This is a genomic window from Pseudomonas sp. FA-1 (genome assembly GCF_056856075.1).
The window spans coordinates 165,133-190,233 of record NZ_JBWXTH010000011.1 but is presented as its reverse complement, the minus strand read 5'-3'; the positions used below and the strand labels follow the sequence as shown (position 1 = coordinate 190,233).

General features: G+C 61.9%; 23 protein-coding genes and 2 tRNA genes. 2 read left to right on the top strand and 23 right to left on the bottom strand.

All coding sequences use genetic code 11. The features are described 5' to 3' along the window. Positions 1-76 precede the first annotated feature (76 nt). Complete coding sequence (locus AC1MHZ_RS19880; RefSeq protein WP_084855470.1) at positions 77-490, bottom strand: VOC family protein; 414 nt, start codon at positions 488-490, stop codon at positions 77-79. A gap of 60 nt (positions 491-550) precedes the next feature. Between AC1MHZ_RS19880 and AC1MHZ_RS19875 the strand changes: the two genes are divergently transcribed. After that, positions 551-865: a heme-binding protein gene (locus AC1MHZ_RS19875; protein ID WP_324817902.1), complete on the top strand. Its 315-nt coding sequence runs from the start codon at positions 551-553 to the stop codon at positions 863-865. A 107-nt stretch (positions 866-972) separates the two neighbouring features. On the opposite strand, the gene AC1MHZ_RS19870 is transcribed toward AC1MHZ_RS19875, so the two are convergent. From AC1MHZ_RS19870 to rlmE, 16 genes are all read right to left on the bottom strand, one after another. Beyond that, complete coding sequence (locus AC1MHZ_RS19870; RefSeq protein ID WP_084855472.1) at positions 973-1,320, bottom strand: BON domain-containing protein; 348 nt, start codon at positions 1,318-1,320, stop codon at positions 973-975. Positions 1,321-1,575: 255 nt separating this feature from the next. Beyond that, positions 1,576-3,681 (bottom strand): polyribonucleotide nucleotidyltransferase, encoded by a 2,106-nt coding sequence (gene pnp / locus AC1MHZ_RS19865; RefSeq protein WP_084855473.1) that lies wholly within the window; start codon positions 3,679-3,681, stop codon positions 1,576-1,578. Between the two features lie 250 nt (positions 3,682-3,931). Next, on the bottom strand, positions 3,932-4,201 hold the full coding sequence (gene rpsO / locus AC1MHZ_RS19860; protein WP_011532144.1) for a 30S ribosomal protein S15: 270 nt from the start codon (positions 4,199-4,201) through the stop codon (positions 3,932-3,934). Positions 4,202-4,350: 149 nt separating this feature from the next. Further along, the gene (gene truB, locus AC1MHZ_RS19855) at positions 4,351-5,268 is read right to left on the bottom strand and encodes a tRNA pseudouridine(55) synthase TruB (RefSeq protein WP_368829983.1); all 918 of its coding nucleotides are present in this window, start codon (positions 5,266-5,268) and stop codon (positions 4,351-4,353) included. Positions 5,269-5,271: 3 nt separating this feature from the next. Then, positions 5,272-5,670, bottom strand: coding sequence for a 30S ribosome-binding factor RbfA (rbfA, locus tag AC1MHZ_RS19850; RefSeq protein ID WP_084855475.1), 399 nt, complete (start codon positions 5,668-5,670; stop codon positions 5,272-5,274). A gap of 115 nt (positions 5,671-5,785) precedes the next feature. Continuing rightward, positions 5,786-8,323: a translation initiation factor IF-2 gene (infB, locus tag AC1MHZ_RS19845; RefSeq protein WP_084855476.1), complete on the bottom strand. Its 2,538-nt coding sequence runs from the start codon at positions 8,321-8,323 to the stop codon at positions 5,786-5,788. A 27-nt stretch (positions 8,324-8,350) separates the two neighbouring features. Then, positions 8,351-9,832: a transcription termination factor NusA gene (gene nusA / locus AC1MHZ_RS19840; RefSeq protein WP_070092245.1), complete on the bottom strand. Its 1,482-nt coding sequence runs from the start codon at positions 9,830-9,832 to the stop codon at positions 8,351-8,353. Positions 9,833-9,891: 59 nt separating this feature from the next. Further along, complete coding sequence (gene rimP, locus AC1MHZ_RS19835) at positions 9,892-10,350, bottom strand: ribosome maturation factor RimP (RefSeq protein WP_043210161.1); 459 nt, start codon at positions 10,348-10,350, stop codon at positions 9,892-9,894. Between the two features lie 130 nt (positions 10,351-10,480). Beyond that, positions 10,481-10,557, bottom strand: a tRNA-Met gene (locus AC1MHZ_RS19830). A gap of 98 nt (positions 10,558-10,655) precedes the next feature. Then, positions 10,656-10,741, bottom strand: a tRNA-Leu gene (locus AC1MHZ_RS19825). A gap of 21 nt (positions 10,742-10,762) precedes the next feature. Next, positions 10,763-11,155 carry a preprotein translocase subunit SecG gene (gene secG / locus AC1MHZ_RS19820; protein ID WP_084855477.1) on the bottom strand — a complete coding sequence of 131 codons (393 nt, stop codon included), beginning with the start codon at positions 11,153-11,155 and terminating at the stop codon, positions 10,763-10,765. Between the two features lie 4 nt (positions 11,156-11,159). Next, positions 11,160-11,915, bottom strand: a complete 756-nt coding sequence (gene tpiA, locus AC1MHZ_RS19815; protein ID WP_084855478.1) for a triose-phosphate isomerase — start codon at positions 11,913-11,915, stop codon at positions 11,160-11,162. 66 nt (positions 11,916-11,981) lie between these two features. Continuing rightward, the gene (gene glmM, locus AC1MHZ_RS19810; RefSeq protein WP_480462124.1) at positions 11,982-13,322 is read right to left on the bottom strand and encodes a phosphoglucosamine mutase; all 1,341 of its coding nucleotides are present in this window, start codon (positions 13,320-13,322) and stop codon (positions 11,982-11,984) included. 16 nt (positions 13,323-13,338) lie between these two features. Further along, a complete protein-coding gene (gene folP / locus AC1MHZ_RS19805) occupies positions 13,339-14,190 on the bottom strand; it encodes a dihydropteroate synthase (RefSeq protein WP_084855480.1) in 852 nt (283 codons plus the stop codon). A gap of 8 nt (positions 14,191-14,198) precedes the next feature. Then, positions 14,199-16,106, bottom strand: a complete 1,908-nt coding sequence (gene ftsH, locus AC1MHZ_RS19800) for an ATP-dependent zinc metalloprotease FtsH (protein WP_084855481.1) — start codon at positions 16,104-16,106, stop codon at positions 14,199-14,201. A gap of 203 nt (positions 16,107-16,309) precedes the next feature. Further along, the gene (rlmE, locus tag AC1MHZ_RS19795) at positions 16,310-16,936 is read right to left on the bottom strand and encodes a 23S rRNA (uridine(2552)-2'-O)-methyltransferase RlmE (RefSeq protein ID WP_084855482.1); all 627 of its coding nucleotides are present in this window, start codon (positions 16,934-16,936) and stop codon (positions 16,310-16,312) included. Between the two features lie 102 nt (positions 16,937-17,038). Between rlmE and yhbY the strand changes: the two genes are divergently transcribed. Continuing rightward, positions 17,039-17,347: a ribosome assembly RNA-binding protein YhbY gene (gene yhbY / locus AC1MHZ_RS19790; protein WP_084855483.1), complete on the top strand. Its 309-nt coding sequence runs from the start codon at positions 17,039-17,041 to the stop codon at positions 17,345-17,347. 119 nt (positions 17,348-17,466) lie between these two features. Here the strand turns inward: yhbY and AC1MHZ_RS19785 are convergent, their stop codons facing one another. From AC1MHZ_RS19785 to dnaJ, 6 genes are all read right to left on the bottom strand, one after another. After that, positions 17,467-17,916 (bottom strand): MFS transporter, encoded by a 450-nt coding sequence (locus AC1MHZ_RS19785; RefSeq protein ID WP_084855484.1) that lies wholly within the window; start codon positions 17,914-17,916, stop codon positions 17,467-17,469. After that, entirely contained in the window at positions 17,894-18,376 is a 483-nt protein-coding gene (greA, locus tag AC1MHZ_RS19780; RefSeq protein WP_003258067.1) for a transcription elongation factor GreA, read from the bottom strand. Before greA ends, AC1MHZ_RS19785 begins: the two co-directional genes overlap by 23 nt. Next, a complete protein-coding gene (gene carB, locus AC1MHZ_RS19775) occupies positions 18,373-21,594 on the bottom strand; it encodes a carbamoyl-phosphate synthase large subunit (RefSeq protein ID WP_482966818.1) in 3,222 nt (1,073 codons plus the stop codon). Before carB ends, greA begins: the two co-directional genes overlap by 4 nt. A gap of 107 nt (positions 21,595-21,701) precedes the next feature. Then, positions 21,702-22,838, bottom strand: coding sequence for a glutamine-hydrolyzing carbamoyl-phosphate synthase small subunit (gene carA, locus AC1MHZ_RS19770; protein WP_084855486.1), 1,137 nt, complete (start codon positions 22,836-22,838; stop codon positions 21,702-21,704). A 253-nt stretch (positions 22,839-23,091) separates the two neighbouring features. Further along, positions 23,092-23,898, bottom strand: coding sequence for a 4-hydroxy-tetrahydrodipicolinate reductase (gene dapB, locus AC1MHZ_RS19765; protein WP_084855487.1), 807 nt, complete (start codon positions 23,896-23,898; stop codon positions 23,092-23,094). Between the two features lie 13 nt (positions 23,899-23,911). Further along, entirely contained in the window at positions 23,912-25,036 is a 1,125-nt protein-coding gene (dnaJ, locus tag AC1MHZ_RS19760; protein ID WP_084855488.1) for a molecular chaperone DnaJ, read from the bottom strand. Positions 25,037-25,101: the final 65 nt, after the last annotated feature.

The window sequence follows — 25,101 nt, the reverse complement described above, 5'->3', positions numbered from 1 at the left end:
GACCCGCTCCCACAGGATTTTACGCAGCCCTGTGGGGAGCGGGTTTACCCGCGAATCTCATCGGCAAACCTTTCCTTCAGACCAACCGCTGCCCGGACACCGCCGGGTGATACAGCGGCTGCACCTTGTTACCTGCCGGGTCGAGCACATGGAAGCTGCGCGCTCCATCGCCGTGGTCGAACGGGCGGTCCAGCAGGGTCACGCCATGGGCCTTGAAATAGGCGTACCAGGCATCGAGCTCTTCCACGCTGTCGACGATGAACCCGTAGTGGTCCATGGTCTGTAACCCATTGGCCGCCCCTGCGGCACGCCCCAGGGACAGGTTATCGTTACCGCAAGTCAGGTATACCAGGTCTTCATGAGCACGGTGCAGCACCTCCATGCCGAGCAGGTCGACGTAGAAACGCTCGCACTCCTCCAGATTCGGGACCAGCAGGGCCAGATGGCGCAAGCCATTCAGGCGGCCAGGACGGACGGGTAAATCGGACATGGACTCGGCTCCTATTATGTATACAATTTGAAGCCGAATTTAAAACAAAAGGATCGCCCTGTGTACAGTTTGTTCATCAAGACCCGTGTAATACCCGGTAGCGCCGAAGCCTTTCTTTCGGCCATCAAGGTCAACGCCGCCGCTTCGGTGGCCAACGAGCCGGGCTGCCTGGTGTTCGATGTGTCCCAGGACCGTGTCGATCCCGAGGTGATCTATCTCTACGAGATCTACCGTGATGACGCAGCGTACGAGGCCCATACCCAGACGGCCCATTTCCGCGACAGCAGGCCGCTGGTCGAGCCGTTGATCCTTGAACAGGAATGCTTCGAGAGCGATGTGATCGCCTTCAACCCGGTACGCCTGGGCGGGGAGTGAGCGCAGCCGCTGCCCCCAGCTCTTGACGCAACACAAGGCCGCTCCTGCAGACAGAAGCGGCCTTGTGCGAAGGGGTGGCCAATTCCGTTTGGCCGACGGGACATGCCTTATTCGGCTTTCAGGCCATCAGCGGATACGGCCTGCACACCCTTGATCTTCTTGGTGATGGCGATCGCCTGCTCTTTCTGCGATTGGGTAATGGCTACGTCAGAAGACAGGGAGACCACGCCTTTGTTGGTCTCGACCTTGATGTCGCTGCCAGGGATGCCTTTCTCTGTCATCAGGTCGGCCTTCACTTTGGTGGTGATCCAAGTGTCTTTGGTTTCTTCCTTGGCCTTGGTCATTTCACCGGCCGCCAGCGTCATTGGCTGGGCGGGTTGCTGGGCGAATGCCGCATTAGCCATGGTCAGGGTCAAGGCGGTGGCAGTAGCGGCAGCAATGGCGAATTTCTTCATGTGAGTCACTCCTGTTGTTCGAAAGGCCTGCGCCGTCGTTCCTGGCAGCAGGTGTGAATACCATTGCACGCGCTGTGCCAGCTTTCCCAGATTAGCAACCCCTTTAAAATCAGCCAGTTACAATGGGTGACAAACAAATGCCATCGTGCAATTTGCAACCCTGGGCAAAATCCTGCATGCAAGATGCAAGCGGGCAAAGTAAAAATCGAGGCAAAAAAAAGAGCCCCGAAGGGCTCTTTCTTTTGTCGCCGAGGTTTAGACGCCGGAGGCCTTGGCAGCCGCCACGTCCTTGATCGACAGCTTGATACGGCCGCGGTTGTCCACGTCCAGTACCAGTACTTCGACTTCCTGGCCTTCCTTCAGAACGTCGGTGACCTTCTCCACGCGCTCGTTGCTGAGCATGGAGATGTGCACCAGGCCGTCCTTGCCCGGCAGGATGTTGACGAAGGCGCCGAAGTCGACGATACGCTCGACCTTGCCCACGTAGATCTTGCCGATCTCGGCCTCGGCAGTGATACCCAGGATGCGCTGCTTGGCAGCTTCAGCGGCTTCCTTGGTTTCGCCGAAGATCTTGATCGAGCCGTCGTCTTCGATGTCGATCGAAGCTTTGGTTTCCTCGCAGATGGCGCGGATGGTGGCGCCGCCCTTGCCGATGACGTCACGGATCTTGTCGGTGTCGATCTTCATGGCCAGCATGGTCGGGGCGTTGGCCGACAGCTCGCTGCGCGATTGGGCGATGATCTGGTTCATCTGGCCGAGGATGTTCAGGCGCGCTTCCAGGGCCTGGCCCAGGGCGATTTCCATGATCTCTTCGGTGATGCCGTTGATCTTGATGTCCATCTGCAGCGCGGTGACGCCCTTGGCGGTACCGGCAACCTTGAAGTCCATGTCGCCCAGGTGGTCTTCGTCACCCAGGATGTCGGTCAGGACCGCGAACTTGTCGCCTTCCTTGACCAGGCCCATGGCGATACCGGCAACCGGCGCCTTCATCGGTACACCTGCGTCCATCAGGGCCAGGGAAGCACCGCACACCGAGGCCATGGAGCTGGAGCCATTGGATTCGGTGATTTCCGACACCACGCGGATGGTGTACGGGAACTCGTCGTCGCTCGGCAGCATGGCCTGGACGCCACGACGAGCCAGACGGCCGTGGCCGATTTCGCGACGGCCGGCACCGCCCATGCGGCCGCACTCGCCGACCGAGAACGGTGGGAAGTTGTAGTGCAGCATGAAGGCGTCTTTCTTCTCGCCTTCGAGGGTGTCCAGCAGCTGGGCATCACGGGCAGTACCCAGGGTCGCGACGACCAGGGCCTGGGTTTCGCCACGGGTGAACAGGGCCGAACCATGGGTCTTGGGCAGAACACCGACTTCGATGTTCAGCGGGCGGACAGTGCGGGTGTCACGGCCATCGATACGCGGCTTGCCGTTGACGATGTTTTCGCGGACGGTGCGGTATTCCAGCTCGCCGAAGATGTCCTTGATCTGGCCGGCGGTCGGGCCGGTCTCTTCGTTGGACAGGCGGGCAACAGCCTGGTCGCGCAGCTCGCCCAGACGGTTGTAGCGGTCGGCCTTCAGGGTGATGGTATAGGCCTGAGAGATGGCCTCGCCGAACTCGGCACGCACCAGATTCAGCAGCTCGGTGTTGGCAGCAGGTGCTTGCCAGTCCCAGGTCGGCTTGCCGGCCTCGGCAGCCAGTTCCTTGACGGCCTGGATCACGGCCTGGAACTCGTCGTGGGCGAACAGCACGGCGCCCAGCATCTGGTCTTCGGTCAGTTCCTTGGCTTCGGACTCGACCATCAGTACGGCGGACTCGGTACCGGCGACGACCATGTCCAGGCTGGACGCTTGCAGTTGCTCGTAGGTGGGGTTCAGCAGGTAGCCGGTGCTTTCATGGAAGGCGACGCGTGCTGCGCCGATCGGGCCTTCGAACGGAATACCAGAGATGGCCAGGGCAGCCGAGGTACCGATCATCGCAGCGATGTCCGGGTCGGTCTTCTTGCTGGTGGAAACCACGGTGCAGACGACCTGCACTTCGTTCATGAACCCTTCAGGGAACAGCGGGCGGATCGGACGGTCGATCAGGCGCGAGGTCAGGGTTTCCTTTTCGGAAGGACGGCCTTCACGCTTGAAGAAGCCACCCGGGATCTTGCCGGCGGCGTAGGTCTTTTCCTGGTAGTGGACAGACAGCGGGAAGAAACCCTTGCCTGGATCGGCCTGCTTGGCACCGACCACGGTCACCAGCACGGTGACATCGTTATCGACGGTGACCAGTACAGCACCGGTGGCCTGACGGGCGATACGGCCTGTCTCGAGAGTAACGGTCGACTGACCGAACTGGAACGTCTTGATTACCGGGTTCACGGTTTCCTACCTTTTTCAGTGGCTCTGGGGGGAACTTGTTCTTGCGAATTCTTGGGCAGAACGGGGAATCGGCCCCATTGACCGTCCAGATACAACACGAGGCTGGGAGCCTGACCGCCGGGCGGAAAATCCGCTCAGCACAGCCAGGCTGCCAACCTCGGAGATACGCGTGGCGTGCCTGACGCGAATGCTGCCAGGCAGCATTCCCGAAACATGCGACACGCCATGCACACCACTGGCCAGGACGCTATTAGCGACGCAGGCCCAGGCGACCGATCAGGGCGCTGTAACGAGTGGTGTCTTTGCCCTTCAGGTAGTCCAGCAGCTTACGACGCTGGTTGACCATACGGATCAGGCCACGACGGGAGTGGTGGTCTTTCTCGTTGGCCTTGAAGTGGCCTTGCAGCTTGTTGATGTTGGCGGTCAGCAGAGCAACCTGCACTTCCGGGCTACCGGTATCGCCGGCGGCTTGCTGGTATTCGGCAACGATCTGAGCTTTTTCTTCGACGCTGAGGGCCATTTGGCTTCTCCTGATAAACGGATCCCGCGAACGGTCTCCAATAGGCCAGGGACAAGTCCCTGTATTAATGAGAAGAGGAGTGACCGTGCCTATTGACAGCCACCCTCGGTTCCGCAGGTTTCGGCCGGGGCCTCGGCCTGCGATTTCGATCATTCCGACCGAATCAGTCGACGCGGCGCAATACGCCCGTCTTCGCTCACTTCACCGATACCGATGAAGCGTGCATTGTGATCCTGTACCCGGACCATGCCGAACTGCGGGGCATCCGGGGCGCGAACAGCCTGGCCATGCAGCCAGTAGAACGCACTGTGCTCGGAGAGACGCACCAGCGGCCAGTCCTGCAACCCACTGTCGGACGGCATCAGGAAGCGATCGAGCGCTTCGTTGCCGCCGTCTGCATGGGCCTGCTCAAGGGCCTCGAGGGTCACGGTCTGGGCCAGTTCGAACGGGCCGGCCTGGGTACGGCGCAATTCGGCGACATAGGCACCACAGCCCAGCGCCTCACCGATATCCTCCACCAGAGTGCGGATATAGGTGCCTTTGCTGCAACCAACCGACAGGCGAACCCGGGTGCCTTCGCACTCGAGCAACTCCAAGCGGCTAATAGTAACAGAACGCGCCTCGCGCTCCACTACCTCTCCTGCACGCGCCAGTTTGTACAACGGCTGGCCGTCACGCTTGAGGGCCGAGTACATCGGCGGAATCTGGCTGATTTGACCGCGAAAACGCGGCAGCACGGCCTCGATGTCGGCACGACCAACGGTCACCTCGCGGGTCTGCAGAACTTCGCCCTCGGCATCGCCGGTGCTGGTCGTCTGCCCCAACTGCATGACCGTCTCGTAGCCCTTGTCGGAATCGAGCAGGTACTGGGAGAACTTGGTGGCTTCGCCGAAGCACAGCGGCAGCACGCCGGTGGCCAAGGGGTCGAGACTGCCAGTGTGGCCGGCCTTTTCGGCATTGAGCAGCCAACGGACTTTCTGCAAGGCGGCGTTGGAGGTGAACCCCAGCGGCTTGTCCAGCAGGATGATGCCGCTGACATTGCGGCGGATTCGTTTGACCTGGGCCACCGGTTACTCCTCGGCGTCCGCTTTGTCGGCATCCTTGTGCAGGCGATCCTCAGCCACGGCCCGCTCGATCAGCGCCGACAGGTGGGCACCCCGGCTGACACTTTCATCGAAGTGGAAGTGCAGCTGCGGCACGCTACGCAATTGCATGACACGGCCCAAGTGCAGGCGCAGGAAGCTTGCGGCGCTGTTGAGCGCCTTGAGCGTCTGCTGCACGGCATCGGCGCCGTCCTGGCCCATGACGGTGATGAAGACCTTGGCATGGCCCAGGTCGCGACTGACATCCACGGCGGTGATGGTCACCAGGCCAACTCGCGGATCCTTGACTTCACGACGGATCAGCTCGGCCAGCTCACGCTGCATCTGATCGCCGATGCGTTGGGTACGGCTATATTCTTTTGCCATTCTTGCTACCTGTAACTAAAGCGGCAAACGCCCGGACAGGCTCAAGCCTGACCGGGCGCTACCTTCAGAGGCGCTGCCAGCCGCCCTGGGGCGGGGGCTGCGCCACGCTCGCCCCTTACAGGGTACGAGCCACCTGGACTTTCTCGAAGACTTCGATCTTGTCGCCGACCTTGACGTCGTTGTAGCTCTTGACGCCGATACCGCACTCCATGCCGTTACGCACTTCGGAGGCGTCGTCCTTGAAGCGACGCAGCGATTCCAGTTCGCCTTCGAAGATCACCACGTCTTCGCGCAGTACGCGGATCGGACGGTTGCGGTACACGGTACCTTCGATGACCATGCAGCCGGCAATGGCGCCGAACTTCGGCGAGCGGAACACGTCACGCACTTCGGCGACGCCCAGGATGTTCTCGCGAACATCGCTGCCGAGCATGCCGGTCAGTGCCTTCTTGACGTCTTCGATGATGTCGTAGATCACGTTGTAGTAACGCATATCCAGACCTTCCTGCTCGACGATCTTGCGCGCACCGGCATCGGCACGCACGTTGAAGCCGAACAGCACCGCGTTGGACGCCAGGGCCAGGTTGGCATCGCTCTCGGTGATACCACCGACACCGCCGCCGACCACACGGACCTGCACTTCGTCGTTGCCCAGGCCGCTGAGCGAGCCCTGCAGCGCTTCGAGGGAACCGCGAACATCGGTCTTGAGGACGATGTTGAGGGTCTTCTTCTCTTCCTGACCCATGGTCTCGAAGATGTTTTCCAGCTTGCCGGCGTGGGCACGGGCCAGCTTGACCTCGCGGTACTTGCCTTGACGGAACAGGGCAACCTCGCGGGCCTTCTTCTCGTCGGCGACCACGGACATCTCGTCACCGGCTTCAGGCGTGCCATCCAGGCCGAGGATCTCGACCGGGATCGCCGGGCCAGCTTCCTTCACAGGTTTGCCGTTTTCGTCGAGCATGGCACGCACGCGGCCATAGTTCGAGCCGACCAGGACCATGTCGCCCTGACGCAGGGTACCGTCCTGAACCAGGATGGTCGCCACCGGGCCACGGCCCTTGTCCAGGCGCGACTCGACCACGACACCACGACCTGGAGCGGTCGGGGTAGCGGTGAGCTCGAGAATCTCGGCCTGCAGCAGCACGGCTTCGAGCAGTTCGTCGACGCCGGTACCCATCTTCGCGGAGACCTTGACGAACGGGGTATCGCCACCCCAGTCCTCGGAGGTCACGCCTTCGACGGCCAGCTCGTTACGGATGCGGTCGATATCGGCACCCGGCTTGTCGATCTTGTTCACCGCGACCACCAGCGGAACGCCGGCAGCCTTGGCGTGCTGTACCGCTTCGCGGGTCTGCGGCATCACGCCGTCGTCCGCCGCCACCACCAGGATGACGATGTCGGTGGCCTTGGCACCACGGGCACGCATCGCGGTAAACGCGGCGTGGCCCGGGGTGTCGAGGAAGGTGACCATGCCGCGGTCGGTTTCCACGTGGTAGGCACCGATGTGCTGGGTGATACCACCGGCCTCGCCAGCGGCAACCTTGGCACGACGGATATAGTCGAGCAGCGAGGTCTTACCGTGGTCGACGTGGCCCATGACGGTCACGACCGGTGCACGCGGCTCGACTTCACCTTCGAACTTCAGCGATTCGGCCAGGGAGTCTTCCAGGGCGGTGTCGCTGATCAGGGTTACCTTGTGGCCCAGTTCCTCGGCTACCAGCTGGGCGGTTTCCTGGTCGAGCACCTGGTTGATGGTGACCGGGGTACCCAGCTTGAACATGAACTTGACGACTTCAGCAGCCTTGATCGACATCTGCTGCGCCAGTTCCGAAACCGTGATGGTCTCACCGATGGTCACGTCACGGATGACTGGACCGGTCGGGTTCTGGAAGCCGTGCTGGTTGCGCTTCTTCGGCTTGCCCTTGCCACCGCGACCGCGACGGAAACCATCGCTCTCTTCGTCGGTGGTACGAGGCGCTGCGCGAGGCGTAGGCGCTTTTTCCTTTTCCTTGACTTTGACCTTGATCGAAACGCGCGGGGCTTCGCCACGGCGCTCGCCACCCCCGCGACGGTCGTCGTCACGGGTACGGCTTTCGTTGCGGCGGGTCTCGTCCTTCTTGCGCTCGGCGGCACGGGCCGCTGCGTCTTCGGAGACCGGGGCCTCGGCCACTACCGGTGCGGCAACAGGCGCCGGAGCCGGCTCAGCCTTGGCCGCAGGGGCCGCGGACGCGGTTTCGGCAGCCTGGCGACGAGCCTGCTCTTCGGCGCGCTGGCGCGCTTCAGCGTCGGCTTTCTCGCGAGCAGCGTTTTCGGCTGCACGACGCTCTTCCAGCTCACGCTTCTGCTCAGCCTGGATTTCTTCCGGGCTGCGCTGCACGAATACTTTCTTCTTGCGTACTTCTACGCTGATGCTCTTGCTACCGGCGACACGCAGGGTGCTGGTGGTCTTGCGCTGCAAGGTGATCTTGCGCGGCTCTTCCGCCTTGCTCTTGTGGCTGCTCTTCAAATGAGTCAACAGAACCTGCTTTTCATTGTCGGTCACTACCTGACCGGCGTCGGTGTGCGGCAGACCTGCCTCACGCATCTGCTGCAGCAGGCGCTCTACCGGTGCCTCGACCTCTTGGGCCAGCTCTTTCACCGTGACTTGCGTCATGCACTTCTCTCCTCAGGCCACGCCTAATTACTCGAACCAGTGGGCTCGGGCGGCCATGATCAACTTGCCGGCACGCTCTTCGTCGATGCCGTCGATGTCGAGCAGATCGTCAATCGACTGCTCGGCCAGGTCTTCGCGGTTAACCACGCCGCGCACCGCCAGTTCCGCCGCCAGGTCCTTGTCCATGCCCTCGAGGGAGAGCAGGTCGTCGGCCGGGTGGGCGTCTGCCAGTTTTTCTTCGGTAGCGATGGCCTTGGTCAACAAACGGTCCTTGGCACGAGCGCGAAGCTCATTGACGATGTCCTCGTCAAAGCCATCGATGTTGAGCATTTCTTCCAACGGTACGTAGGCAATTTCTTCGAGGCTGGTAAAGCCTTCGTCGACCAGCACTTGGGCCAGCTCCTCGTCGACTTCCAGTTCCTCGATAAAGTTGCGCAGGATGTCGCCGGTTTCTGCTTGTTGCTTGGCCTGGATATCCTTTTCGGTCATCACGTTCAGGGTCCAGCCGGTCAGCTGACTGGCCAGGCGAACGTTCTGACCGCCACGGCCAATGGCCTGGGCCAGGTTGTCTTCGGCGACGGCAATGTCCATCGCATGGGCGTCCTCGTCAACGATGATCGCTGCAACCTCGGCAGGCGACATGGCGTTGATGACGAATTGCGCCGGGTTCTCGTCCCACAGGACGATATCCACACGCTCACCGCCCAGCTCGCCGGATACGGCCTGGACGCGCGAACCGCGCATGCCGATGCAGGCACCTTGCGGGTCGATGCGCTTGTCCTTGGAGCGGACGGCGATCTTGGCACGCGACCCCGGATCACGGGAGGCGGCCATGACTTCGATGAGGCCTTCGGCGATTTCCGGCACTTCGATGCGGAACAGCTCGATCAGCATCTGAGGCGCGGTGCGCGACAGGATCAGCTGCGGGCCGCGGTTCTCGGTGCGGATCTCCTTGAGCAGTGCGCGCAGGCGCACGCCGACACGGAAGGTCTCACGTGGAATGATGTCTTCACGGGCCAGCAACGCTTCGGCGTTGTTGCCCAGGTCGACGATGACGTTGTCGCGGGTCACCTTCTTGACCGTGCCGGAGATGATCTCGCCAACACGTTCGCGGTAGGCGTCGACCACCTGGGCGCGCTCGGCTTCGCGAACCTTCTGCACGATCACCTGTTTGGCGGTCTGGGCGGCGATGCGGCCGAATTCGATCGACTCGATCTTCTCCTCGATCACGTCACCGACCTTGGCATCCGGGTGGGTCTCGTGGATCTTGCTCAACCAGGTCTCGATTGCCGGATCGTCCAGATCGGCTTCGTCAACCACGGTCCAGCGACGGAAGGTCTCGTAGCTACCGGTGTGGCGGTTGATTTCCACACGCAGGTCGACTTCGTCCTCAAAACGTTTTTTGGTTGCAGTGGCCAGAGCCACTTCCAGCGCTTCGAAAATGACGCCGGGCGGTACACCTTTTTCGTTGGATACCGATTCAACAACCAGCAGTACTTCTTTGCTCATCGTACGCCTCGCCTTGCGCAAGCCATTGGGCCCGGATAGTCCGCCGGGCCCGGCACGTCTCAGTCAAAACTGGGAATAATATTGGCCTTGTCGATCGAGTCGATCGGCAGCAGGAATTCATGGTTGTCCACCTGGACCACCACATCCTGGTCCTCCACGCCGCGGAGAAGGCCCTGGAAGTTACGACGACCTTCGAAGGGCGTACGCAGCTTGATCTTCACTTGTTCGCCGGCATGCGAGGCAAACTGTTCCAGAGTGAACAGCGGGCGGTCCATGCCAGGAGAGGACACCTCAAGGGTATATTCGTTGGTGATCGGGTCTTCCACATCGAGGATGGCGCTGGCCTGGCGACTGACCGCTTCGCAGTCGTCCACCAGGATCCCGCCTTCCTTGTCGATGTAGATACGCAGTACCGAATGCTTACCCTGGGAAACGTACTCGATCCCCCAGCATTGATAGCCCAGACCCTCGACCACCGGGGCCAACAAGGCCTGCAACTGTTCTAGCTTGCTCGACACCTGAACCCCCTCGTGCATGCTGTGCAAATAAAAAATGGGCAAAGCGCCCATCCCTGAAAGCGCCGTTGGACAACGACGCGAAGAACTGTTCAGCTAGCAAAAAGCCCCTGAAAAGGGGCTCCGCTGAAGCTGGTTGCGGGGGCTGGATTTGAACCAACGACCTTCGGGTTATGAGCCCGACGAGCTACCAAGCTGCTCCACCCCGCGACAAAGCTGGGGCGAAAGTATAAGACCGAACCCGTTACAGGGTCAATCCGACCTCCACCTGCAAGAAAGCCCGCTAAAGCGGGCTCTCATGCTTCAATTGGTACCGAGAAGGGGACTCGAACCCCTACACCCTATGGGCACAACCACCTCAAGGTTGCGTGTCTACCAATTCCACCACCTCGGCAATACTACTTCTTGAAACCCGTTACTTCTGCTCGTCGGTTGGAGGAGGTACATCACCAGCGTTGGTGGTTTCGCTCTTCTTCTCCTGGAGCACCGGTACATCATCATTTACTGCCGGCTTCTGCTCTTTGACTTCCAGCACTGCTGGATCTGGCAGACCTGCTTGAGTCAGCTGGTGAGCTTTCTCTTTAGCGAAGTATCCTAACCCAAGAGCAGTCAAAAAGAAAGTGGCAGCAAGTATAGCAGTAACTTTACTCAAAAAGGTAGCGGAACCTTGGCTTCCGAACACAGTATTTGAAGCACCTGCGCCGAAAGATGCACCTGCTTCCGCACCTTTACCCTGTTGCAGCAACACGAACACTACGAGTGCCACGGCCGCCAACAGATGAAAAACAACTACGACTGTTTCCAGCATTTGTTCAGTTTCCTGCGGCGCGACAAATTGCACCGAATTCGTCTGCGTTCAGGGACGCTCCACCAATGAGCCCCCCATCGATATCCGGCATGCCGAACAGTTCGGCCGCATTGGCCGCCTTCACGCTGCCGCCGTAGAGAAGCTGCACGTTCTGGGCAACTTCAGCGTCCAGCGCCGCCAACTGCGCCCGAATGGCTGCATGCACATCCTGGGCTTGCTGGGGCGAGGCCGTCAGACCTGTGCCGATGGCCCAAACAGGCTCATAGGCGATTACTGCGTTGGCAAAAGCGGCAACACCGAACGCGTCGATGATACTGCTCAATTGACGCCCAACGACTTCGAGCGTCTTGCCTGCCTCGCGCTCCTCAAGGGTTTCCCCTACGCAGAGCACGGGCTTCAAACCACTTGCCTGGGCGGCTGCGAACTTGCGGTTGAGCACTTCGTCATTCTCGCCAATGATTTGGCGACGCTCCGAATGCCCGATCAACACAAGCTTGCAACCCACCTCAGCTAGCTGAGCCGGTGAGATCTCCCCGGTCAGCGCGCCCTGTTCGGGCTGTACAGCAGAATTCTGGGCTCCGACGATGATCCCCTTCCCTTGCAGCCCATCAATCACTTGATTGATGAACAGGGCCGGTGGAAACACCGCGACTTCCACACCGCTCGGCAGGGCCAGATTGCTCAAGCCCTCGGTCAGCTCAGCGACGCTGGCGCGGGTACCGTGCATCTTCCAGTTACCAGCTACCATGGGGCGACGCATGCTTTACCTCGTCGGTCAAAGTGGGCGCAGATCTTACCCAACCCGAACTGTGCTGGCAAGCGTCTTTCAGGCACAAACTTCGCCAACCAGCTTGGCCAATGCCTCGGCATGGCCACGGACCTGGTTTTCGTCGTCACCTTCGACCATCACGCGCACCAATGGCTCGGTGCCAGACTTGCGCAGCAGCACCCGGCCGCGACCGGCCATGGCCTCGGTGACCTTGGCACTGGCCTCCTGCACGGCGGGATTTTCCAGCGGGTCGTCCTTGCCCGCGCCGAAACGCACATTGATCAACACCTGAGGGCACTTGCGCAGCCCCTGGCGCGCCTGGGCCAGGGTCTCGCCGCGACGCTTGAGCGCCATCAGCACCTGCAGCGCCGCGATGATCGCATCACCCGTGGTGGTGTGATTGCCACACACCACATGCCCGGAGTTCTCGCCTCCCAGCTGCCAGTCGCGCTCGAGCAGCTCGGCCATCACGTAGCGGTCGCCGACCTTGGCACGGGCGAACGGGATATCGAGGTCTTTGAGCGCAAGCTCCAGGCCCAGGTTGCTCATCAGGGTGCCCACTACCCCGCCCTGCAGCTTGCCGCGATCCTTGAGGTCACGGGCGATGATGAACAGGAGCTCGTCGCCGTCGACGATGGCACCGGTGTGATCGACCATCAGCACACGGTCACCGTCACCGTCGAAGGCGATGCCCAGGTCCGCATGGCCTACCAGTACGGCAGCCTGCAGCGACTCGATATGGGTCGAACCGCAGCCTTCGTTGATGTTCAGGCCGTCAGGCTGGGCGTGCAGCACGGTGACTTCGGCGCCAAGCTCACGGAAGACGCTTGGCGCCACCTTGTAGGTCGCACCATGGGCGCAATCGACCACCAGCTTGAGCCCGTCGAAGCTGGTGCTGCTCGGCACGCTGCTCTTGCAGAACTCGATGTAGCGACCGGCCGCGTCGTTGATACGCGACACCTTGCCCAGCTTGCTCGACTCGACCACGGTCATGGGCTGGTCGAGCAACTCCTCGATCATCAGTTCGACTTCGTCGGGCAGCTTGGTGCCTTGGCCGGAGAAGAACTTGATGCCGTTGTCATCGTGCGGGTTATGCGAAGCGCTGATGACGATACCGGCTTCGGCGTGGAAGGTACGCGTCAGGTAGGCGATCGCCGGCGTCGGCATCGGCCCCAGCAGCAACACATCAGCACCTGCCGCGGACAAGCCGGCCTCGAGGGCGGACTCGAACATGTAGCCGGAGATGCGCGTGTCCTTGCCCACCAGCACGCGGCAATTGCCCTGCTTGCGGAAGGCCATGCCCGCCGCCCAGCCAAGCTTCAGCATGAAGTCGGGAGTGATCGGGTATTCGCCGACGCGGCCACGGATGCCGTCGGTACCAAAGTATTTTCTGCTCATAGGGACTCCAATGTTCTTATTCGGCGTTCTGCACCGCGGCAATCATGCGTACCACGTCGACGGTTTCAGCCACGTCGTGCACGCGCAGGATGCTCGCACCCTTGGCCATGGCCAGCGCGGCCAGCGCCAGGCTGCCGTAAAGCCGCTCACCGACAGGACGATCCAGCGTCAGGCCGATCATGCTCTTGCGCGAGACCCCGACCAGCAACGGGCGCCCCAGGCGGTAGAGCACTTCCATGTGTTTGAACAGGCTCAGGTTATGCTCGAGCGTCTTGGCGAAACCGAAGCCCGGATCGAGGATGATCCGCTCGGCGTCGATTCCGGCGGCCGCGCATGCCGCCATCCGCTCTTCAAGATAGCGCGTCACATCCACGGACACATCGTCGTAGTGTGGATTGTCCTGCATGTTGCCCGGCTCGCCACGCATGTGCATCAGGCACACCGGCAACCCGGTAGCCGCGGCGGCATCCAGCGCGCCGTCGCGCTCCAGGGCGCGCACATCGTTGATCAGGCCTGCGCCCAGGCGGGCCGACTCGCGCATGACGGCTGGCGTAGACGTGTCGACCGAGATGACCACGTCAAGGCGGCTGTTGATCGCCTCGACCATGGGCGCCACGCGCTCCAGCTCCTCGGTGGGCGAAACCGCCCGCGCCCCAGGGCGGGTGGACTCTCCACCGATGTCGATCAGGGTCGCGCCGGCCGCCACCATCGCTTCGGCGTGGCGCAAGGCTTCGTCACGTTGACTGAAGCGCCCGCCATCGGAGAAGGAATCGGGGGTGACATTGAGGATACCCATGACATGGGTACGGGACAAATCAAGAACCCGGTTGCCGCAAGGCAACCGGGTCGGGTACTGCTTTGAAGTCATAGATGCCCTTAGTGTTGAGCCGCAGGACCGCCGATCGGCGACTCCGGGCGATCACCCTGGGAGGCCTGGTTGCCGGAGGTACCGGCGTCGTTGTCCCAGTCACGCGGTTCACGCGGCGTACGGCCGGCCATGATGTCGTCGATCTGGTCGGCATCGATGGTCTCGTACTTCATCAGGGCCTCGGCCATGGCGTCGAGCTTGTCGCGGTTGTCGGTCAGGATCTGCTTGGCCGTGGCGTAGCAGTGATCGATGATGCTGCGCACCTCAGAGTCGATCAGCTTGGCCGTCTCACCCGACACGCTGGCATGCTGGCTCGCCGCGCTGCGGCCGAGGAACACCTCGCCCTCCTCCTCGGCATACATCAGCGGGCCGAGCTTCTCGGACAGGCCCCACTTGGTAACCATGTTCCGGGCGATCTGACTCGCGCGCATGATGTCGTTGGAAGCACCGGTGGTGACGCCGTCGAAGCCCAGGGTCATTTCCTCAGCGATACGGCCGCCATACAACGAGCAGATCTGGCTGATGAGCGCACGTTTGGACAGGCTGTAGCGATCTTCCTCGGGAAGGAACATGGTCACGCCCAGCGCACGACCGCGCGGGATGATCGAAACCTTGTACACCGGGTCGTGCTCGGGAACGAGGCGACCGACGATGGCATGGCCCGCCTCGTGGTAGGCCGTGTTCTGCTTTTCCTTCTCGGACATGACCATGGTCTTGCGCTCGGCACCCATCATGATCTTGTCCTTGGCCAGCTCGAACTCCTTCATCTCGACCAGGCGCTTGCTGGCGCGAGCGGCGAACAGCGAGGCCTCGTTGACCAGGTTGGCGAGGTCGGCACCGGAGAAACCGGGGGTACCGCGGGCGATGACGGCCGCGTTGACGTTCTCGCCGACCGGCACCTTGCGCATATGCACCTTGAGGATCTGCTCACGGCCACGGATATCCGGCAGGCCGACCACCACCTGGCGGTCGAATCGGCCAGGACGCAGCAGCGCAGGGTCCAGAACATCCGGACGGTTGGTGGCGGCGATCACGATGATGCCGTCGTTCATCTCGAAGCCGTCCATCTCCACCAGCAACTGGTTGAGGGTCTGCTCGCGCTCGTCGTGACCACCGCCCATGCCGGCACCACGATGGCGACCCACGGCATCGATCTCGTCGATGAAGATGATGCAAGGCGCGTGCTTCTTCGCCTGCTCGAACATATCACGGACGCGGCTGGCACCCACGCCGACGAACATCTCGACGAAATCGGAACCGGAAATGGTGAAGAACGGCACCTTGGCCTCGCCTGCGATGGCCTTTGCCAGCAAAGTCTTACCGGTACCGGGCGGGCCGACCATCAGTACGCCACGCGGAATGCGGCCACCCAGGCGCTGGAACTTGCCCGGGTCGCGCAGGAACTCGACCAGTTCGCCGACCTCCTCCTTGGCCTCGTCGCAACCGGCGACGTCAGCCAGGGTGGTCTTGACCTGGTCTTCGGACAACAGGCGCGCCTTGCTCTTGCCGAAGCTCATCGGGCCGCCCTTGCCGCCCGCGCCACCCTGCATCTGGCGCATGAAGAACATGAATACGGCAATGATCACCAGGATCGGGAAGCTGGCCACCAGCAACTGGGTCCAGATGCTCTGCTGCTCAGGTTGCTTGCCTTCGACGGTGACATGGTTGTCGACCAGGTCGCCGATCAGGCCGTTGTCGGTGATGGCCGGGCGGATGGTCTTGAAGTTGTCGCCGTCGGTGCGCTTGCCGGTAATGACATAGCCGTCGACGGTGACACGCTCGACCTTACCGTCCTTGACCTGCTGAATGAAGTCGGAGTAGTTGAGGGTCTGCGGCTCGTTCGGGCTGGAGAAGTTGTTCATCACCGTCACGAGGACTGCCGCGATGATCAACCACAGGATCAAATTCTTTGCCATGTCGTTCAATTAGCTACCCTCTGAGGCCGGCGCACGACGCTGCCGTGCCTCGCATGATATTCACCGCCCTAACTTACTACATTACCTACGCATCCGCAGGCGCCGTCTGTAACCCTTTGTGAAAGCTAGACTACACGAAGTTCGGACGATCCTGACGGAACCGCCGATTGGAAATAACTATCGGAGGCCCCGCAAAACGTCACTCACGCCCCTTTGAAGCCGCGGCCCAACAGGTACTGTTCGCGGGAACGATCCCGGGAGGACGAAGGCTTGCGCATCTGTACCTTGTCGAACTTGCTGCGTACATCCTTGAGGTACTGGTCGAAACCCTCACCCTGGAAGATCTTGATCAGGAAGTCCCCACCAGGGCGCAATACGCGGGTCGCGAGATCCAGGGCCAGCTCACAGAGGAACATGGCGCGCGGCATGTCCACGGCGGGCGTACCACTCATATTGGGGGCCATGTCGGAAATCACAAGGTCCACGTGCGAATCGCCCACCGCCTCGAGGATGCGCTGGAGCACTTCATCCTGGGTAAAATCGCCCTGGATAAAGGTAACGTCGGGGATCGAGTCCATTTCCAGGATGTCCGAAGCGATCAGGCGCCCTTGCCCGCCGATCAGACGACTGGTCACCTGTGACCAGCCTCCCGGGGCCGCGCCCAGGTCGATCACGCTCATGCCAGGGCGGATCAATTTGTCCTTTTCCTGGATCTCCAGCAGTTTGTAGCTCGCGCGCGAGCGGTAGCCGTCCTTTTGCGCCTGCTTGACGAAAGGATCGTTGAAATGCTCTCTCAGCCAGTTATGGCTGCTCTTGGAACGTTGCGCCACAGGGCACCTCGATGATATGCGTCGTGATTGACTGGGCGGAGCCAGTGGCCCTCGGGTAAAATGGCCACCAATTTTACAGAATCAGACGAAAAGGGTCAGATTATGCCGCTCAATAACGAGCAGAAGAAACAATACAAATCGATTGGTCACGACCTGAAGCCGGTCCTGATCGTCGCGGGCAATGGTTTGAACGAAGGCGTGGTCGCCGAACTGGAGCGCGCCCTGACCGATCACGAACTGATCAAGGTCGAGATCCGCTCGGAAGACCGCGAAGAGCGTGCCGCCGCCATCGCGGAACTGTGCAAGGCCGGCCGTGCCGAGCTGGTACAGACTATCGGCAAGAAGGCGCTGATCTACCGCAAGAACCCGCAGCCGAACAAGCAACTGTCCAACATCCACCGTTACAAGTAACGGTACGGACGCAACCGTACAAACCTGTGGGAGCCGGCTTGCCGGCGATCACCGGCGCCAAGCACTGCGATGCCTTCATCGCCGGCAAGCCGGCTCCCACAAAGGCATGGATAGCCAGGTCAATGGCGCGATTTTCGCGCCCTGACCGGAACGGGCTGGGCCACTAGCACGATGCCGGAAAAGCCCAGCACCAGGAAACAGAACATTTGCCACCGCTCGCCCACGGAGATCCCGTAGCGCAGTGTGTAGTAGCCGACGCAGGCACCGAAGCCGAGCAATAGCATCTGGCCACGGAACTGCCGCCACCAGGCCGAAAGGCCATCCACCCTCGCCAATACCGCCAGCTGGGTCATCAGGCCGAGCAACGCGACGCCGATCAACCAGCGGTCGATCTGCGCAGCCACGTCCTGCACGAGCAATGGCGCAAGGCCGGTCACCTTGAGCGCCGGCACCAGCCCTACATGAAATACCCATAGGCCGCCGACCCAGAAGACCTGGGCCAGCTGCCAGAGGATCCCTTCGAGGGATGGCGCCCGCGGATGCCGGTCAGATGTGCTTGACTTCGACAATCTCGTACTCGACCGTGCCGTTTGGTGTCTTGACGACAACGGTGTCACCTTCTTCCTTGCCGATGATGGCACGGGCGATCGGCGCACTGTTCGAGAGTTTGCCTTTCTTTACGTCCGCCTCGTCCTCGCCCACGATCTGGTAGGTCACCTGATCGCCGGTCTCGGTATTCTCAAGGTCCACGGTGGTCCCGAAGATCACCTTGCCGGTGTGCGCAATGGTGGTGACATCGATCACCACCGAGTTCTGCAGGCGACCCTCGATGTCACGGATACGCGCCTCGACCATACCCTGCTCCTCGCGGGCGGCATGGTATTCGGCGTTTTCCTTCAGGTCACCCAGCTCACGCGCCTCGCCAATCGCCTGGCTCAGGCGCGGGCGCTCGGTCTTGCTCAAGAAGAGCAGTTCCTCTTCCAGGGCGCGAGCGCCCTGGACGGTCATTGGGTACTTGGTAATGCTCATACGTTCAATCCTGCGTGCAGATCCTGCAAGCGACGAACGGTCTTCTCGGGACCGAATTTCAGCGCTTCACAGATGGCTTCACCTGCCGCAATGGTCGTGGTGCAGTAGATTTTGTGCTGCAGCGCATTGCGACGAATCGAGTAAGAATCGGCGATCGACTGACGGCCTTCGGTGGTGTTGATGATCAGTGACACTTCGTCGTTCTTGATCATATCGACCACATGCGGGCGACCTTCGGTCACCTTGTTCACGCGGCGCACCTTCAGGCCTGCCGCCTCGATAACCTTGGCGGTGCCCGCGGTAGCGACGACTTCGAAGCCCAGGGCGATCAGGTCGCGGGCGACACCGGCCACTTGTGGCTTGTCGTCATCGCGCACGCTGATGAACGCGGTACCGCTGCAAGGCAGGATTTCGCTGGCGCCCATCTGGGCCTTGGCGAAGGCTTCACCGAAGCTGTCGCCGACACCCATGACTTCACCGGTGGATTTCATCTCAGGGCCGAGGATCGGGTCAACACCTGGGAACTTGGCGAACGGGAAGACGGCTTCCTTGACGCTGTAGAAGTTCGGGATGATTTCCTTGGTGAAGCCCAGCTCCTTCAACGACTTGCCGGCCATGACACGGGCCGCGATCATCGCCAGCGAAGTACCGATGCACTTGGAGACGAACGGCACGGTACGCGAAGCGCGTGGGTTGACCTCGATCACGTAGATCTTGTCGCCCTGCAGGGCCAGTTGCACGTTCATCAGGCCGACCACGCCCAGCTCCAGGGCCATCTTGCGGACCTGCTCGCGGACTTCGTCCTGGACATTGGCCGGAAGCGAGTACGGCGGCAGCGAGCACGCGGAGTCACCGGAGTGCACGCCGGCCTGCTCGATGTGCTGCATGATCGCGCCGATCACCACGTCGGTACCGTCGCAGACCGCATCCACGTCCATCTCGATGGCGCAGTTGAGGAAGTGGTCGAGCAGTACCGGGCTGTCGTTGGATACCTGGACCGCTTCGCGCAGGTAGCGCTTGAGCTCGTCCAGCTCGTAAACGATTTCCATGGCACGGCCACCCAACACGTAGGACGGACGCACCACCAGCGGATAGCCGATGTCGCCAGCGGCGCGAATGGCTTCGTCTTCGCTGCGCACGGTGGCGTTTGGCGGCTGGCGCAGGTTCAAGCGCTGGACCATCTGCTGGAAACGCTCACGGTCTTCGGCACGGTCGATGGCGTCCGGGCTGGTACCGATGATCGGCACGCCGGCTTCTTCCAACGCGCGCGCCAGTTTCAGCGGGGTCTGGCCGCCGTAGTGGACGATGACACCTTTTGGCTTCTCGACACGGCAGATTTCCAGCACGTCTTCCAGGGTCAGCGGCTCGAAGTACAGGCGGTCGGAGGTGTCGTAGTCGGTGGAGACGGTTTCCGGGTTGCAGTTGACCATGATGGTCTCGTAACCGTCTTCGCGCAGTGCCAGGGCTGCGTGCACGCAGCAGTAGTCGAACTCGATGCCTTGGCCGATACGGTTCGGGCCACCGCCGAGGATCATGATCTTGTCGCGGGTCGACGGGTTGGCCTCGCACTCTTCCTCATAGGTGGAGTACAGGTAGGCCGTGTCGGTGGCGAACTCGGCGGCGCAGGTGTCGACGCGCTTGTAGACCGGCAGCACCTCCAGCTTGTGGCGGTGACGGCGCAGGTTCTTGTCGGTCACGCCCAGCAGCTTGGCCAGGCGCTGGTCGGAGAAGCCCTTGCGCTTGAGGCGCAGCATCAGTGCCTTGTCGATGGCGGCCAGGCCCAGGGTCTTGACCTTCTCTTCTTCCTGGATCAGGTCTTCGATCTGCACCAGGAACCAGTGGTCGATCTTGGTCAGGGCGAAGATTTCATCACGGCTCATGCCGGCACGGAAGGCATCGGCGACATACCAGATACGCTCGGCGCCCGGCACGGTCAGCTCACGCTTGAGGATGCTCATGGCTTCCGGGTTGGCCAGGTCGACCTTCGGGTCCAGGCCGCAGGCGCCGACTTCCAGGCCGCGCAGGGCTTTCTGCATGGACTCCTGGAAGGTACGGCCGATGGCCATGACCTCACCCACGGACTTCATCTGGGTGGTCAGGCGGGCATCGGCTTTCGGGAACTTCTCGAAGGCGAAGCGCGGCAGCTTGGTGACCACGTAGTCGATGGAAGGCTCGAAGGATGCCGGGGTACGACCGCCGGTGATGTCGTTCTGCAGCTCGTCGAGGGTGTAGCCGACGGCCAGCTTGGCGGCGATCTTGGCGATCGGGAAGCCGGTGGCCTTCGAGGCCAAGGCCGAGGAACGCGATACCCGCGGGTTCATCTCGATCACGACCATGCGGCCGGTGTTCGGGCAGATACCGAACTGCACGTTGGAACCACCGGTCTCGACGCCGATTTCACGCAGCACCGCCAGCGAGGCGTTGCGCATGATCTGGTATTCCTTGTCGGTCAGGGTCTGTGCCGGTGCGACCGTGATCGAGTCGCCGGTGTGCACACCCATCGGGTCGAAGTTCTCGATGGAGCAGACGATGATGCAGTTGTCCTTCTTGTCGCGGACAACCTCCATCTCGTATTCCTTCCAGCCGATCAGCGATTCGTCGATCAGCAGCTCCTTGGTCGGCGACAGGTCCAGGCCGCGGGCGCAGATTTCTTCGAATTCTTCACGGTTGTAGGCGATACCACCACCGGTGCCGCCCATGGTGAACGACGGGCGGATGATGCAGGGGAAGCCCAGGCGCTCGAGCACCGCATTAGCTTCTTCCATGCTGTGGGCGATACCGGAACGCGGGCACTCCAGGCCGATGGCCTTCATCGCCTGGTCGAAACGCGAACGGTCTTCGGCCTTGTCGATGGTGTCGGCATTGGCGCCGATCATTTCCACGCCGAACTTCTCCAGCACGCCGTGGCGCTCGAGGTCCAGGGCGCAGTTCAGGGCGGTCTGGCCACCCATGGTCGGCAGCAGCGCGTCCGGGCGCTCCTTTTCGATGATCTTGGCCACCGATTGCCATTTGATCGGCTCGATGTAGGTGGCGTCGGCCATGGCCGGGTCGGTCATGATGGTGGCCGGGTTGGAGTTCACCAGGATGACGCGGAAGCCTTCCTCGCGCAGGGCCTTGCAGGCCTGGGCGCCGGAATAATCGAATTCACAGGCCTGGCCGATCACGATCGGGCCGGCGCCGAGAATCAGGATGCTTTTGATGTCTGTACGTTTTGGCATGGGTTGTCACTCAAATCCGCGGGTCAGTCGGCAAGCCGTCTTGAACAATCTGGGTCAGGCGCTTCCGGGCGCGGCGCAAGCCGCCCCGGGGCCTTGATGCAGGATGCTCAGCGGCGCTTGGCCATGGCATCGATGAAACGATCGAACAGTGGCGCGACGTCGGTCGGGCCTGGGCTCGCTTCAGGGTGGCCCTGGAAGCTGAACGCGCTCTTGTCGGTACGCTCGATACCCTGCAGGGTGCCGTCGAACAGCGACTTGTGGATGGCGCGAACGTTGCCCGGCAGGGTGGCTTCGTCGACGGCGAAACCGTGGTTCTGGCTGGTGATCATGACCACGCCGCTGTCCAGATCCTGGACCGGGTGGTTGGCACCGTGGTGGCCGTGGCCCATTTTCATGGTCTTGGCGCCGGAGGCCAGGGCCAGCAGCTGGTGACCCAGGCAGATACCGAAGACCGGAATGTCGGTCTCGAGGATGTCCTTGATCGCCTGGATCGCGTAGTCGCACGGCTCGGGGTCGCCAGGGCCGTTGGAGAGGAACACGCCATCAGGGTTCAGGGCCAGGACTTCGCTGGCTGGGGTCTGGGCCGGCACCACGGTCAGGCGGCAGCCACGGGCGACCAGCATGCGCAGGATGTTCAGCTTGACGCCGTAGTCGTAGGCCACCACGTGGTAGGGCAGATCGGCCGCTTCCAGGGTCGGGTGGCTGTCAGTTTCCAGGTTCCACACGCTGGAGCGCCATTCGTAGCGGTCCTTGGTGGACACTTCCTTGGCCAGGTCCATGCCCTTGAGGCCCGGGAAGGCGCGGGCAGCGGCGATGGCGGCTTCTTCGCTGATGTCGTCACCGGCCAGGATGCAGCCGTTCTGAGCGCCTTTTTCGCGCAGGATACGGGTCAGGCGGCGGGTGTCGATGCCGGCGATGGCCACGACGTTGTTGGCTTTCAGGTATTCAGGCAGCGACTGGGTGTTGCGCCAGTTGCTGGCCAGCAACGGCAGGTCGCGGATGACCAGGCCGGCGGACCAGACGCGGTTGGACTCAGCGTCTTCAGGGGTAGTGCCGGTGTTGCCGATGTGCGGGTAAGTCAGGGTGACGATTTGCTGGGCATAGGAAGGGTCTGTAAGGATTTCCTGGTAGCCGGTCATAGCGGTGTTGAACACCACCTCACCAACGGTTTGACCGTCGGCTCCGATGGCTTCACCGCGAAAAATGCTGCCATCGGCAAGGGCGAGTATGGCTGGCTTAGTCAAGAAGACCTCCCGTAAATCAAGCCTGAAAGGGCGATCGCAGGTTGCAAAAAAGCGGAATGACGTATGGACACGTCACCCCGCTTTTATGCTGAATTTGTCTGCGCGCTTTTAGTGGACACACTAAAGCTGTAGCTTACAGAAAATTACGTTTTAGGTCTACCGCGTATGTGTCTCTGAAACACAGGAATGCGACAAGCGATGCCAGTCTCTTGCAGGAGCGGGCCGAGCCCGCCCTACAAAGACGGCGATGCGATCAACGCAGTTCGAGCACATCCTGCATGTCGTACAGACCCGGCTCGCGCCCATCCAGCCACAGCGCGGCGCGCACCGCCCCCTTGGCGAAGGTCATGCGGCTGGAGGCCTTGTGGGTGATCTCGACGCGCTCGCCTTCCGCGGCGAACAGCACGGTGTGGTCACCCACCACGTCGCCGGCCCGCACCGTGGCGAAACCGATGGTCTGGCGATCACGGGCACCGGTCTGGCCTTCGCGCCCATAGACCGCTACTTCACCCAGGTCACGCCCCAGCGCCTGGGCCACCACCTCGCCCATGCGCAGCGCGGTACCGGACGGCGCATCGACCTTGTGCCGGTGGTGCGCTTCGATGATTTCGATGTCCACCTCATCACCCAGCACCCGCGCCGCAGTATCCAGCAACTTCAGGCACAGGTTGACGCCTACGCTGAAGTTGGCAGCGAAGACAATCGGGATCTCCTTGCCCGCCTCAGCCAGCAGTTCCTTCTCTTCCGGCGTGAAGCCGGTGGTACCGATCACCATGGCCTTGCCCGCCTTGCGGCAGAACGCCAGGTTCTTCAGGGTCACCGAGGGGTGAGTGAAGTCGATCAGCACGTCGAACTCGTCGGCGACCTTGGCCAGGTCACCACAGATCTCCACGCCGATGCGCCCCAGCGCTGCCAGCTCACCCGCATCGGCCCCGACCAGGGTGCTGTCGGGGCGATCGATCGCCGCCGTCAGGCCCGCCTGGGGCGCCTGTTGCTGCACGGCCTCGACGAGGGTCTTGCCCATCCGCCCCGCCGCGCCCATCACTGCAATACGTCGCATAACCTGTTCCTTGTCAGAGATCGCCGAAGAAGCGCTTCACACCCTCGAACCAGCCGCTGGCCTTGGGCGAATGGGAGCTGTCGCCCTGGAGTGAGTCACGCAGTTCCTCGAGCAGCTCGCGCTGGCGGCGGCTCAGGTTGACCGGCGTTTCCACCGCCACACGGCACAGCAGGTCGCCCGCCGCACCACCACGCACCGGGGCCACGCCCTTGCCGCGCAGGCGGAACTGCTTGCCGGTCTGGGTACCTTCCGGGATCTTGAGCTTGACCCGGCCATCGAGGGTCGGCACCTCCAGCTCGCCGCCCAGGGCGGCATCGGTGTAGCTGATCGGCACTTCGCAGTACAGGTGCTTGCCGTCGCGCTGGAAGATCGCGTGCTCACGCACATTGATGACCACGTACAGGTCACCGGTCGGACCCCCATGGGTACCCGCCTCGCCCTCGCCAGAGAGGCGGATGCGATCGCCGGTGTCGACACCGGCCGGCACCTTGACCGACAGGGTCTTGTATTCCTCGACACGGCCTTCGCCATGGCAGGACGAGCATGGGTCGGTGATGATCTTGCCCTGGCCATGGCAGCGCGGACAGGTCTGCTGCACGGAGAAGAAGCCCTGCTGCATGCGCACCTGGCCGATACCGCCGCAGGTCGGGCAGGTCGCCGGAGCGGAGCCCTTCTTCGCACCGGAGCCATCGCACGGTTTGCAGTTGACCAGCGTCGGCACGCGAATGCTGACCGTGGTGCCACGCACCGCCTCCTCGAGGTTCAGCTCCAGGGTGTAACGCAGGTCGCTGCCGCGCTGGGCACCGCCACGTCCACCGCCCCGACCACCGCCGAAGAAGTCACTGAACACATCACCGAAGATGTCGGAGAAGTTGGCACCACCGAAACCTGCACCACCGCCACCCATGCTCGGATCGACGCCAGCATGGCCATACTGGTCGAACGCTGCGCGCTTGCTCGCATCAGACAGCACTTCGTAGGCCTCGTTGGCCTCCTTGAACTTGTCTTCCGACTCTTTATCGCCCGGGTTGCGGTCCGGGTGGTACTTCATCGCCAACCGGCGATAGGCTTTTTTGAGGTCTGCTTCGCTGGCGCCGCGCTCGACACCCAGTACCTCATAATAATCACGCTTGGACATAGGTCATTTGCACCTTGTTGGGCGTCTGGCATCTGCGCCACGCCATCAACACCTGCCGCCGCTCG

Excerpts from the sequence above, each read along its gene's own strand:
- rpsO (WP_011532144.1), bottom strand. The coding sequence starts at position 4,201 with ATGGCCCTCAGCGTCGAAGAAAAAGCTCAGATCGTTGCCGAATACCAG.
- tpiA (WP_084855478.1), bottom strand. The coding sequence starts at position 11,915 with ATGCGTCGCCCCATGGTAGCTGGTAACTGGAAGATGCACGGTACCCGC.
- rbfA (WP_084855475.1), bottom strand. The coding sequence starts at position 5,670 with ATGGCAAAAGAATATAGCCGTACCCAACGCATCGGCGATCAGATGCAG.
- AC1MHZ_RS19870 (WP_084855472.1), bottom strand. The coding sequence starts at position 1,320 with ATGAAGAAATTCGCCATTGCTGCCGCTACTGCCACCGCCTTGACCCTG.
- AC1MHZ_RS19880 (WP_084855470.1), bottom strand. The coding sequence starts at position 490 with ATGTCCGATTTACCCGTCCGTCCTGGCCGCCTGAATGGCTTGCGCCAT.
- ftsH (WP_084855481.1), bottom strand. The coding sequence starts at position 16,106 with ATGGCAAAGAATTTGATCCTGTGGTTGATCATCGCGGCAGTCCTCGTG.
- yhbY (WP_084855483.1), top strand. The coding sequence starts at position 17,039 with ATGCCGCTCAATAACGAGCAGAAGAAACAATACAAATCGATTGGTCAC.
- carB (WP_482966818.1), bottom strand. The coding sequence starts at position 21,594 with ATGCCAAAACGTACAGACATCAAAAGCATCCTGATTCTCGGCGCCGGC.
- infB (WP_084855476.1), bottom strand. The coding sequence starts at position 8,323 with ATGACGCAAGTCACGGTGAAAGAGCTGGCCCAAGAGGTCGAGGCACCG.
- dnaJ (WP_084855488.1), bottom strand. The coding sequence starts at position 25,036 with ATGTCCAAGCGTGATTATTATGAGGTACTGGGTGTCGAGCGCGGCGCC.
- dapB (WP_084855487.1), bottom strand. The coding sequence starts at position 23,898 with ATGCGACGTATTGCAGTGATGGGCGCGGCGGGGCGGATGGGCAAGACC.
- glmM (WP_480462124.1), bottom strand. The coding sequence starts at position 13,322 with ATGAGCAGAAAATACTTTGGTACCGACGGCATCCGTGGCCGCGTCGGC.
- folP (WP_084855480.1), bottom strand. The coding sequence starts at position 14,190 with ATGACTTCAAAGCAGTACCCGACCCGGTTGCCTTGCGGCAACCGGGTT.
- nusA (WP_070092245.1), bottom strand. The coding sequence starts at position 9,832 with ATGAGCAAAGAAGTACTGCTGGTTGTTGAATCGGTATCCAACGAAAAA.
- secG (WP_084855477.1), bottom strand. The coding sequence starts at position 11,155 with ATGCTGGAAACAGTCGTAGTTGTTTTTCATCTGTTGGCGGCCGTGGCA.
- greA (WP_003258067.1), bottom strand. The coding sequence starts at position 18,376 with ATGAGCATTACCAAGTACCCAATGACCGTCCAGGGCGCTCGCGCCCTG.